This window comes from Maribacter sp. 4U21, assembly GCF_002742365.1.
Taxonomy (GTDB): domain Bacteria; phylum Bacteroidota; class Bacteroidia; order Flavobacteriales; family Flavobacteriaceae; genus Maribacter.
Map to the genome: position 1 here is coordinate 1 of NZ_MDGN01000050.1, position 11,661 is coordinate 11,661.

The following is an 11,661-nucleotide window of genomic DNA, read 5'->3' on the forward strand; positions in this document are numbered from 1 at the left end:
CACATCAAGTTGGAAATTCCGCAGGAATTTTCAAAGTAGGCGAGAACAAGCAATTACTTATAGCCATTGTGCCTGTTGTACAAGTTAACGAAAAAACTCGTTGCTGATCATTGCCGATCGTGGAATCGATCGTAACTTTATGTATGCAGGGAAAAAAGGATTACCAGGAAAAGCTGTTCGCTGAGCTGGAAGCTCGCGAACAGCTTTTCCTGGTAATCCTTTTTTCCCTGCATACATAAAGTTACGATCGATTCCACGATCGGCAATGATCAGCAACGAGTTTTTTCGTTAACTTGTGCAACAGGCACAATGGCTATAAGTAATTGCTTGTTCTCGCCTACTTCTGAATCCCGAAGTGTCGGGACTCGCGGATTTTTCAGTTTGGTATGTACTTGCAAAGTTAAGTGTTAACACACGCAACTACTCATAGCCCAACCGTCAGACTGCGCAAAAACCTACCCTTTCTTAATAACTTTGTTGATTACCCTAAAAGCTTCTAGGGCCATAACATTCTGATATTTATTATCTTAATGTCATGGATTTTATAACAGGTTTTAATGATTCATTAATTTTAATCCAAACGGAGTTGCTGCGCAAACTCCCGTTGGGTGTAATTTCCGAGCAACAGCTAAAAATTTGAATATTTACCAAAATTTGGTATATTTGAATAAATTAGAATTGGAATGAAAAACACATCAATATCATTAGGAAATTATTTTGACCAATTCGTGCAAACACAAGTTTCTGCTGGACGATACAAAAATGTCAGCGAAGTAATTAGAGCTGGACTTCGACTTTTGGAAAATGAAGAAAGTCAAGTAATCGCGTTAAAAAATGCCATCCAAGAAGGAATTGATAGCGGAATTGCTCACGATTTCGACCCAAAAAAAAATCTTGAGGAATTAAAAGCTAAGCGTAAAAAGAATGGCTAAATACGAATTGACCAATAAAGCCGTAGCTGACTTGAACGGAATTTGGGAATATACGCTCGAAAATTGGTCTGAAAATCAAGCTGACAGATATTACGATATGCTTCTTGATATTTGTCAAGGCATAGCTGACAATCCAGAACTCGGAAAAAACTATGACGGAATCAAATCTGACCTTTTCGGACTAAAAGCAAACAGACATATAATATTCTATCGAAAATCAAATGTGAAACCAATAGAAATTACGAGAATTTTGCACGAACGAATGGAGTTGAAAAAACGAATAACCGAATAATAACGCACTACAACAATGGTAACTGTTGCACAAACCCCTGATCAGCAAGAAAACGGATTATTATAAGCCCCTTTTCGGGGCTTTTTTATTGTCTCCATCATTAGTGAAGGTTAAATTTCGGATGCTTGTCCGGAGCCCCGAAGAGGAACCCAAGGGTGCTTTTCGACAAAGTGGCCAAAGTGAGTTGGCCCGCCCCGCTTTTCGAGCGTTTTTGGTCGAACTTAAGGTACTTTTTCAAGTTGTAGGCCGTAGCGGAAAGATGCATGCATTTGTTCGCCTGTGCGAGGCCGATGGTATTTATCTTTCGTAGTCCCATGAACTGTGTGAGCGTGCCTAACATGGGCTCGACCGTACTTCGCCGCTTGCCCTTCATGTACCTGCCCTGCGGGCTTTCGACCCTTGCTATGTCCCTTTCGTACTCACCACAGTAATAGGTAACGCTGAACTTCTTGGACTTTCTGTGCGTCTCCTACCTGTCCATCGAACTGAGGGCACGTACCTTTCTTAGGTGTTCGTCCAGTTAATCTTCGGGCACTTTCAGCTCCAGGGTATCCATGCTCGCATTGGCCTTCATCGGTGCACCGTCGATCGCCCGGGTATGGCCCGAGACCATGCCCTTTTCAACGCACAGGGCCAATACCCTTGTGAAGGTTTCCTCGAAGACGGACTCCGGGAACAGTTGCCGCGTACGGCTTATCGTACTGTGCCAGGGAAGTTCCTCGTCGATACTGTAACCGATAAAATAGAGGATGTCCAAGCGCATCGAACAATGGTCGATAAGCTTGCGGTCGCTGATGATGTTCCCCAGATAGCCCACCAAACACAGCTTGAAGAAAACGACCGGGTCGATGCTCTTCTGGCCGCTCTCCCCATAATATCCCTTGGTCAACCGATAGAGGAAATCCAAATCGACGGCACCCTTCAAACGCCTGTAGAAATTGTTCTTGGGTATGCGCTCGCTCAACTGGAAATGGGCGAACAGCTTTTCTTGGTAATCCTTTTTTCCCTGCATACATAAAGTTACGATCGATTCCACGATCGGCAATGATCAAAACGGACTTTTTCCCTAACTTGTGCAACAGGCACAATGGTTTAAGGGAAATTTACATACCCATTCATATTGGAGTGACGGGGTTGAATTTCCTGAAGTGATTATGGATTGGTATAGAAACACGTAAATTGATATGAAATGTGTATTGTTGCAAAGTAAAGGCGCAATTTATAAAGCGAATTGAACCTTTAGGAATAAAACCTGATTATGTCCTTACACCAAGAAAAGCAGATTAAAACAAGGTTGCACACCCGTAATAAGAATAGAGCACCTTACGATATTGAGGCGCTTGTGCTTGACGTACCCGAATTGGAACATCATCTTAAAAAGAACAAATTAGGCTTACCTTCAGTAGACTTTTCTAGCCCTATAGCAGTAAAACTTTTAAACAGGGCACTACTAAGTTATTACTACCAAATTGGATACTGGGAGTTTCCGGATGAGCACTTGTGTCCGCCCATTCCCGGGAGGGCAGATTACCTTCACTATATGGCAGATGTACTGCGAGAAAGTAATTTTGGGAGAATGCCCGTTGGAAATAAAATTACTTGCTTGGATGTTGGTGTGGGTGCAAGTTGTATTTATCCCATTATCGGGGTTGTGGAATATGATTGGAATTTCATTGGCTCGGATATTGATTCGAAATCATTAATGTTTGCTTATAAAATCAGTAGTAACAATGCTTCACTTAAAGATAAAATAGACCTTAGATTGCAAAAAAATCTGAACTTATTTTTTCAGGATATATTAGAAAATGAGAAAAAAATAGACCTTTCTATTTGTAATCCTCCTTTTCATGCCTCACTAGAGGAAGCTCAGAAAGGCACGCGGAGGAAAGTAAAAAACTTATCAGGAAAGAAAATGAGTACACCAAAGCTCAATTTTTCGGGGGTTGAGAGTGAATTGGTGTATAAAGGTGGTGAACTAAAGTTCATTCAGAATATGATTTGGGAGAGCCGTAGAAATGCGGAAAATTGTTATTGGTTTTCCACTTTGGTCTCTAAACAATCCAATCTTAAGGCTATCAACAGTCTATTGAAAAAAGTAGCGGCCAAAGAAATTAAAGAAATACCCATGGGTACTGGAAATAAAACTACTAGAATTATTGCCTGGACTTTTCTTTCTAAAGAGGAACAGAAGGAATGGAAAAGGTTGAGATGGCAATAGAGAGGTCAAATGGTTTGGAAATTATCAAAATTCACTACGTTGGGTTCTTTGCAGATAGAAATTAGACGGATTCTGGCTCAAGAAACCTACCATTTGCGTCACGAGGTAATGTGGCCGGATAGACCGCTAGATTTTATTAAATTGGATAATGATGAAGACGGAATCCATTTTGGACTCTTTAAAAATAATGATATTGTATCCGTGGTATCTTTATTCGTTAATGGCCATAGTGCCCAGTTTAGAAAATTGGCTACCAAAACTTCGGAGCAAAGTAAAGGGTACGGAAGGCGTCTATTGCAGTACCTAACAAACTATGTTGAAGGGGAAGGAAATATTCACCATTTATGGTGTAATGCCCGGGTAGATAAAGCCGGTTTTTATAAACATTTTGGCATGAAGCAAACAGACCGGAAATTTCAGAAATCGGGACAGGATTATTGTATTATGGAAAAGTATTTTCATGACATTCTGAACGGAACCTGAAACCAATTCCCAACACGGTGAAGGCACAGACAATAGTAGAAATTGGTATTAAATATTGGTTTTTGTGGTATTACAAGTTTTAACCGCATAGCTTTGCAGCATAAACACATTGCCTATGGTCTCTTTTTCCGAATTTAAAATTAGCAATCCCCTGCGAAACGCTTTAGATGACTTGGGGTTTCAAGAGGCTACACCGATACAAGAACAGGCCTTTTCTGTGGTGATGAGTGGTAAGGATGTTGTTGGAATAGCGCAAACGGGAACTGGCAAAACCTTTGCGTATCTTTTGCCGCTATTAAATATGCTCTCTTTTTCCAAAGAGATACATCCGCGAGTGCTGATATTGGTTCCTACACGCGAACTAGTGGTGCAGGTAGTTGAAGAGGTAGAAAAATTGGCTAAGTATGCCTCCGTCAGAGTCACTGGCGTATATGGAGGCACTAGCATGAATAGGCAGAAAGAAACTTTGGCACTAGGCACGGATATCGTAGTAGCTACTCCGGCGCGGTTGTACGACCTGATGCTTACGCGAGCGTTACAACTAAAGAATGTAAAAAAACTGGTCATTGACGAGGTAGACGTTATGCTGGATTTAGGTTTTCGTTTTCAACTGGTGAATATCTTTGAACTCTTACCAAAACGTAGACAGAATATTATGTTTTCTGCTACCATGACGGACGATGTAGAAAAGTTGATCAATGATTTTTTTGAAGGGGTACAGCAAATTGCCGTAGCGGTTAGTGGAACACCTTTGGACAATATTGCACAGACCTGTTATGCCGTTCCCAATTTTTATACCAAGGTAAATCTATTGGTGCATCTACTTCAAGATGTGGATGCTTTTCATAAGGTACTGGTTTTTGTTTCCAGTAAACGAAGTGCGGATTTATTGTTCAAGGAATTGGCCGAATTTTTCAGCGAGGAAATTTGTGTTATCCACTCTAATAAGACCCAAAACTATAGACTGCGCTCTATAAACCAGTTCGATTCTGGTCAAAATCGAATTCTCGTTACCACCGATGTAATGGCACGTGGACTGGATTTGGACCAAATTTCACATGTTATAAATTTTGATACACCGGTTTATCCAGAAAACTATATGCACCGTATAGGACGAACGGGTAGGGCAGAGAAGGAGGGCAGTTCTATTCTCCTATTTACAGCTAGGGAGGAACCTGCAAAAGAGGCTATAGAGGAATTAATGAATAGAAAGATCGATGTGCTTCAACTACCTGGAGAAGTTGAAATTGCTACACAATTAACACGGGACGAAAGGCCCATGCATATAGAGCGCGAAAATCCGCTTAAAGAAAACGAAGAGGAAAGGGGTACTAGCTTTCATGAAAAATCAGAGAAAAACAGAAAGCAAAACCAAGGTGGCGCCTACAAGAGAATTATAAAAAAGAAATATACCAAACCAAAAACGCGTGGGGATAAAAATTTTGGTAAGAAGCGCAAAAGAAAATAACCTGTTCGGCAAGCAACGGTTTTCTACAACTTTCCACCACCGATTTATTCTGGATTCCTAGTTATTGATAGATATAAACTCCAATTTTATTATAAAACTCGATTCTAAGTGTTAGTTTTTCTCCGATAAAATACAAGCCTAATCGTTGAAAAGTTTAACGGGTAAATTGTCTTTGTCGATGCTTTTTGCCCGTTCATCTATCATTTTTTAAATAAGCGAAAAAGTTTGTATTTCAACGACATAGCAAGGGTTCTAGTCTGTTCTTGAGGTTATCTTTAGGTAACCCAAATGAATAATATGAAATCTGTTTTAACCTTAGTATTAGTTCTTTTTTTAGGTACTATGGCCATCGCACAAAACACGGAAAACAATGGTAAAGTGGACACTTTTAAAATGGGTGTTGTTATGGTTACTAGCACTCCTGATATTGACCTCTCGGAAAATAACCCGTTCATGGTCTCTCAAGCTTTAGCGCGCTTGTATCGCTACCCAAATTCTAGGGTAAAGAAGGCTTTATCTTTTAGCACAAAGAAAGACAGCCCAAAATTGGCCTAATCTTTGCTTTAAGAAAAAAGTACATTAAAGTACTTTATAAAATAATAGTTTATGTTAGTATCTATCTTTTTAGTTTCAGTGGTTGTAACACTTAAGGTCTTAGGTAACGCCATGAAAAATAAGCCAGCCTCTATTAAAGTGCGTAGCACGTATAGGAGGTCCTAGTTCTTTATCCCTGGCTGTTTGATTGTATAGTTGTTCTTGGCCTTAGCCTCGTCTACCTGCCTTTTTACGTCTGCCAATAAGGCTTTTGAGTCATATATGATGCCGTCCTTAATGGTGTACTTCACACCTCCTGCACGCACCACATCGTTATCTTCGGTCAGTTTTATAGCTCCAGTACCATAAAGTACTTTTAAATTTTTAAGTGGATTTTCTTCTACCACTACAAAATCTGCCATTTTTCCGATGGCAACGGAGCCAATTCTATCATCCATTCCTAAGGCTTCTGCACCGTTTAAGGTGGCGGACCGGATAATTTCCAAAGGATGGAATCCCGCTTCACGAAGTAATTCTAATTCTCTGATATAGGCAAAACCGTACAATTGAAATATAAAACCGGAATCCGAACCGGTAGTAACACGGCCACCCCTGTTTTTATATTCGTTGATAAAGGTCATCCACAGTTTGTAATTGTTTTTCCAGGCTACTTCCTGTTCCGTACCCCAGTCATGCCAGTACGAACCATGCGATATTTTACTTGGCTGATAAAATTCCCATAAAGATGGCAAGGTATAGTCTTCATGCCATTCCGCACGTCTTGCACGCTGCAAGTCCCTACTGGCCTCGTAAATGTTGAAGGTGGGGTCTAACGTAAAATCAAGTTCCAGTAATTCGTTCATAACAGCGTTCCAATGGACGGAATAAGGTGCTGCCGCTTGGGACCATAGTTTGCCTGCGTTCTCGAAGCGATGCTGTTCATTTTGGTAGTTATAGTCCAGCGGATAGTCTTGTACCGTTCTATCGTCAAATAAGGCCTCTGGAAGCCCGTACCAGTGTTCCATTGAGGTTAGACCCGCACGGGCGGAATGTAACACGTTCCATCTCGCTACGCTTAGCTGTGCATGATGACAGGCAGAACCTAGTCCTAATTTTTTGTTTTCGTCCAAAGCGGCCGCCATAATTTCCGGTTCCGCACCAAAGAACTTTATTCCGTCCGCACCTTTTTTTGCGTTTGCCCGTACCCACTCACGCGCCTGTTCCGGTGTGGAAATAGGAATATCGTTCAAAGGATTAAAGGTCTTGCTGGTTTGTCCAAAACCTGTGTAAGCCATTATGCGCGGTGCAATAATTTCATTTTTGGCACTCTTACGTTTTAAGTCCATCGTAAAATCCACGCCTCTACCGCTAGGTTCGCGCACCGTGGTTACCCCATGTGCCATCCAAAGTTTAAATACATAATCTGGTTCCGCTCCTTGGGCAGTTCCCCCGATATGGCCATGCATATCAACGAAACCGGGCAGCAGATACATACCATTGCAGTCCAATTCCTTACCGCCAGCCTTTAATTTTGGTCTTTTGGTCTCATCAATAGGTACACCGTCATAACCAACAACCTGAATTTTTTTGATAATGTTATTTTCCACCACAATGTCAATTGGCCCTTGAGGCGGTGCTCCATTTCCATTGATAAGCATCACTCCCCTTATGATGAGTTGTGAATGTGGGCCATCTCCCTGAAGCGACTGTGCCATAAGACCTGAGATGGATATTAGGGTGGCGAATAAGAATAGTTGTAATTTTTTCATGCTAGTATGCTTTGGTAAGTTGATGTATTAGGTCTATAATTAATTTTCGGTAGGAACATTTATCTTATCTCCTAAGAAAAGGGCGTTCAGGAATAACCGATTGGTTCCGTACCAAGACCCCCTAAAGTTGGGATTGTCCGCAAAAAGCACAACGCAACCTCTTCCTAATTTGCTTACAATCAGTGAAGCGGATTGCTTTACGTTTTCCTCCATATTCTTTTTGGTCAGGAATCCATCGATATGGGGATCTTTACTATATTTTGCCACGGTAGCATAAGCATTATCACTTGGAGATAGCCACACGGTATTGTTCTTGTAAACAGGAATACTCTCATCATGATATCCAAAGGCTAGCGGATGGGTATGGTCTATATCAGCTTTTAAGATGACGCCGCCTACACTTTCCTTTCCAATATTTTCACCTGCATCTACGTAAGGCTTTTGAACTACTGTTTTAGTGGAATCCTTTTCTGATTCGGTAAGTTTCTCCTTTACTAATTTCTTGTCAATGACCCATTTGCTGGCAGTTCCTATGGTAATCAACGTATTGCCTTTACTCGTCCAATCCTTTATTTTGTCCTGTTGCTTCTCCGATAGATTGTACCGGCCGGAAACCATGACCATTACGTTGTATTTATCAAAATTGGCACGGTCAAAATTACGCATGGGTATTTTGGTGATTGGCATATGTACTCTTGTATCCAGTAGGTGCCAAACTTCTCCAGCTTCGTAGGAACGTACGCCATCACCGATAAGCATTGCGGCCTTGGTCTTTTTTATAGGGGTAATAAAACGACTGCCCATATCAACTCCTCCTAAATTCAGTCCCGTATGAACGGCAACGATGGGAACTTCAAATTTATTTTGAACCTCTTTTAAAAGGTTAAAGATGCCATTGGCATCCATTTTTTGGAGGCTAACAGGGATAAGCACTGCACCATAATTAAAATTCTTGGTGTTATTTCCTGTTTTTACCGTAAAAGGTTTCGCAGCGGAAGAAGCTACAATCCCCTTTTGTTGTAAGTGGTATAGTGCGGCCGGCGCATTGTAATCATCCCAGTCCAATACGTAGGCGTAATCCGATTTTTGGACAGGAGTTACCTTGACCAAATTATCGGTCGTGGTAATTTTAGCGCCTAAATTTAACGTGTTCGTTGCTTTATACTTCATATTGTAGAAGTTGGCAACGGACCAGGCAGAGGCATCGTAATAAACGCTGTCTCTATACTTTTCATATGTTTCGAACATGGTTTGCACCATTCTGTACTGCGGTTGCCGGGTAGTAACAACATAGCGGTCCCCTGTCTTATAAACATCAATCTTATGCAGTAATAGTTTGTCTACAAATGCTTTTGTTCGGTTTTGATCGTGGGCATCTCCAAAAGTGTATCCTTTTATTTTGCTTTTTCCCGCATTGGCCAGGGCACTTTTAAAGAATTGCTGCTGGTATTTTCGCATATACGCTTTGTTGTTCACGGCGGTCTTTACAGTGGTAATGCTAGAGGTATATTGATTTCTGATGGTAAAGGCGAAAGTGATTTCCCCAAAGGCCGTAGTTTGGCGGTGTCCTCTAGAGCTCGCCTGTTCGAATAACAATCCTAGACCTCCTTGCAGGTCAGGATAAGAAGAGCCATAACCAGGATAAGTGCCATCGAACACTTCTTTTGTAAAATAGAGGGAACCAATACTGTCCAATGCCTTGGCAAACTCATTACCGAAAAGTGTGTTCAAGTCTTCGTAGTTCTCCTTGGGCATAATAGGGTTGAGGGAGCCGTTGGTTTTCATAGGTTCAAAGAAATAACTGCTCTGTGTTCCCATTTCATGGAAATCGGTGACGACGTTAGGATACCATTGATGGTACCAGTTTAGTTTGCCCCTACTTTCAGGATGTATCCCCAATAACCAGTCGCGATTCAAATCAAACCAATAATGATTGGTTCTGCCCATTGGCCAATACTCGTTATGTTCCGCGTCTTGTGGGTCCGCTACCTCGGGAGAACCTTGATAGGTATTTGCCCATTGCGTATGGCGGTCTCGGCCGTCCGGATTAATCGTTGGGTCAATAAAAATTACCGCGTTGTCAATATAGTTCAGGATTTCAGGATTTTCAGAGGCCACAAAGGTATAGGCCGCTAGTAACGCCGCTTCTGAGCTAGAAGGTTCATTGCCATGTACGTTGTACGCCAAATTGATGAAAATGGGAACATCTCCATAATTGGATACTGATTGAGACGGATTCGTAAAGGCCAAGTGAGCCGATTTAATCTCGGCCAGATTCGAATGATTTTTTGACGAAGAGATGGTGAGCATCACCAATTTACGTCCTTCATGGGTTTTACCATACTCCTGTATCGTAGCTCTGTCGGAGACTTCTGCCAACTTTTCTAAATAGGCCACAATTAAGTCGTGCCGCGTATGATGCTCGCCAATGCCGTAACCTAAAAATTCTTCCGGGGAAGGAACGGCAGCGTTAAAGGGTTTAAATTTTTCAAAGAAGTAGTCTTGTCCATATACGGTAGCACAAGAAAGAAAAAAGACGAGAAGCAATTTTTTTAACATGAAACGGTTTTTTTGAATTAGCCGTTTAAATATAAGTAATATCCCAGGATTATTTGCCCTAGTGAATACTTGACATGTTTTATTGTGAAGTTGACAAAATGAACATCCTTTGATTACATAGCTGGTGCCAATTGCTGCTTTACTTCTTGAAATTTAATAATATAGTTGGTACCTTTTTTACTGCTATCTCTTTGAATGGTACCTTTTAATTGCCGCGTAAGATTATGTATAAGTTTTAATCCTAAGGACTTAGAATTCTTGTAGTTGACCGTTTCCGGGAAACCAACTCCATTATCCCCTATATTAAGCACGTACTGCTTGTTCAGTTCTTTCTTTAGGGCGATATAAATCTCTCCCTCCTCTTCATCTGAAAAGCCATATTTAAGCGCATTGGTCACCGCCTCGTTAATGAGCAGTCCTAAAGGTATGGCCGTATCAATACCTAATTTAATATCTGGAATATCAATTTTTAAATGCACCTTACTATCCAACCCTTTGATTGAACGTATGAGATATTCACTTAGTTCCTGTACATAGGATTTGTACTCTATGTGCGCTATATCCTTTCTCATATAGAGCATCTCATGAACCATGGCCATGGAGATAACTCGGTTCTGCGTGCTCTTGAGCAAGGTTTTCATCCGAGCTTCCTCAACATTTCTAGATTGAAGGCTTAACAAGCTAGATACAGTTTGTAAATTGTTCTTTACCCTATGGTGTACTTCTTTTAAAAGGGTTTCCTTTTCCTCCATTTGCTCCATTAATTGCTGTTTTGACCTATATAAGGCATGGTGCGTTCTCAGTAAGTTCTTACCAAAAATATTTCCTAGTAAGTAGACGGAAAAGAGGATGGAAAATAGATTAAAAAGATTTCTGGATTTTTCTGGAATAACATTTTCTGTAAAGGTAAAGTCGGGAATGCTTTGTGAGAAAATTAGAATGACCAAAAAGAAGATTAAATTCAGATAAATCTGACCGTACTGCCTGGTGGTAACATAACCCGCAAAAACAATTAGTGCCAAGGTAAAGATAAAGGAGCTATTGATGCCGCCAGAATATATCGTAATGATGAAAGCGCTTATCAGGGCCAATATGGAGGAAATATTGTAGGTAGATGTGAGGCTTTGATGTTTTCTAAAAATCAAGGTATTGGCTAAGTTGAGCAGCCCAAAGAGGACGAACATATAGGGAATAATCTCCTTGATGTCTAGAATAAAAAAGCAAGCAAAGCCATAAACAATCGCTAGTGCGCTAGAAACATAATTCACTTTCAAGATAAGATTGATCTTATCTTTTAAGCGTTCTTGGTCGATATTAAAATCGTTCATAGAATCAAATTAATTTCTCGGTTTCAGGAACATTTTTCTATTGTAAAGCTAGGTATGTTTTGGGCATATTTCAAAAAA

Annotated in this window: 9 protein-coding genes and 1 pseudogene; 6 read left to right on the top strand and 4 right to left on the bottom strand. The window is 40.8% G+C overall.

The window, feature by feature from the left end:
• Positions 1–683: 683 nt before the first annotated feature.
• Both BFP77_RS09865 and BFP77_RS09870 read left to right on the top strand, forming a co-directional pair.
• Entirely contained in the window at positions 684–932 is a 249-nt protein-coding gene (locus tag BFP77_RS09865) for a type II toxin-antitoxin system ParD family antitoxin (RefSeq protein WP_099573866.1), read from the top strand.
• Positions 925–1,224 (top strand): type II toxin-antitoxin system RelE/ParE family toxin, encoded by a 300-nt coding sequence (locus BFP77_RS09870; protein WP_099573867.1) that lies wholly within the window; start codon positions 925–927, stop codon positions 1,222–1,224. Before BFP77_RS09865 ends, BFP77_RS09870 begins: the two co-directional genes overlap by 8 nt.
• Before the next feature lie 100 nt (positions 1,225–1,324).
• Here the strand turns inward: BFP77_RS09870 and BFP77_RS17605 are convergent.
• Positions 1,325–2,236: pseudogene (locus BFP77_RS17605) on the bottom strand (transposase).
• A gap of 246 nt (positions 2,237–2,482) precedes the next feature.
• On the opposite strand from BFP77_RS17605, the gene rlmF reads away from it, so the two are divergent.
• The 4 genes from rlmF (at position 2,483) to BFP77_RS09895 (ending at position 5,948) form a co-directional block, all read left to right on the top strand.
• On the top strand, positions 2,483–3,442 hold the full coding sequence (rlmF, locus tag BFP77_RS09880; protein WP_099573868.1) for a 23S rRNA (adenine(1618)-N(6))-methyltransferase RlmF: 960 nt from the start codon (positions 2,483–2,485) through the stop codon (positions 3,440–3,442).
• A gap of 9 nt (positions 3,443–3,451) precedes the next feature.
• On the top strand, positions 3,452–3,925 hold the full coding sequence (locus tag BFP77_RS09885) for a GNAT family N-acetyltransferase (protein ID WP_257212933.1): 474 nt from the start codon (positions 3,452–3,454) through the stop codon (positions 3,923–3,925).
• Positions 3,926–4,040: 115 nt separating this feature from the next.
• Positions 4,041–5,393: a DEAD/DEAH box helicase gene (locus BFP77_RS09890; RefSeq protein WP_099573870.1), complete on the top strand. Its 1,353-nt coding sequence runs from the start codon at positions 4,041–4,043 to the stop codon at positions 5,391–5,393.
• 297 nt (positions 5,394–5,690) lie between these two features.
• Positions 5,691–5,948, top strand: a complete 258-nt coding sequence (locus BFP77_RS09895) for a hypothetical protein (protein WP_099573871.1) — start codon at positions 5,691–5,693, stop codon at positions 5,946–5,948.
• 161 nt (positions 5,949–6,109) lie between these two features.
• On the opposite strand, the gene BFP77_RS09900 is transcribed toward BFP77_RS09895, so the two are convergent.
• From BFP77_RS09900 to BFP77_RS09910, 3 genes are all read right to left on the bottom strand, one after another.
• Positions 6,110–7,696, bottom strand: coding sequence for an amidohydrolase family protein (locus BFP77_RS09900; RefSeq protein WP_099573872.1), 1,587 nt, complete (start codon positions 7,694–7,696; stop codon positions 6,110–6,112).
• A gap of 39 nt (positions 7,697–7,735) precedes the next feature.
• Positions 7,736–10,255, bottom strand: coding sequence for a M14 metallopeptidase family protein (locus tag BFP77_RS09905; RefSeq protein WP_099573873.1), 2,520 nt, complete (start codon positions 10,253–10,255; stop codon positions 7,736–7,738).
• 113 nt (positions 10,256–10,368) lie between these two features.
• On the bottom strand, positions 10,369–11,583 hold the full coding sequence (locus tag BFP77_RS09910; protein WP_099573874.1) for a sensor histidine kinase: 1,215 nt from the start codon (positions 11,581–11,583) through the stop codon (positions 10,369–10,371).
• Positions 11,584–11,661: the final 78 nt, after the last annotated feature.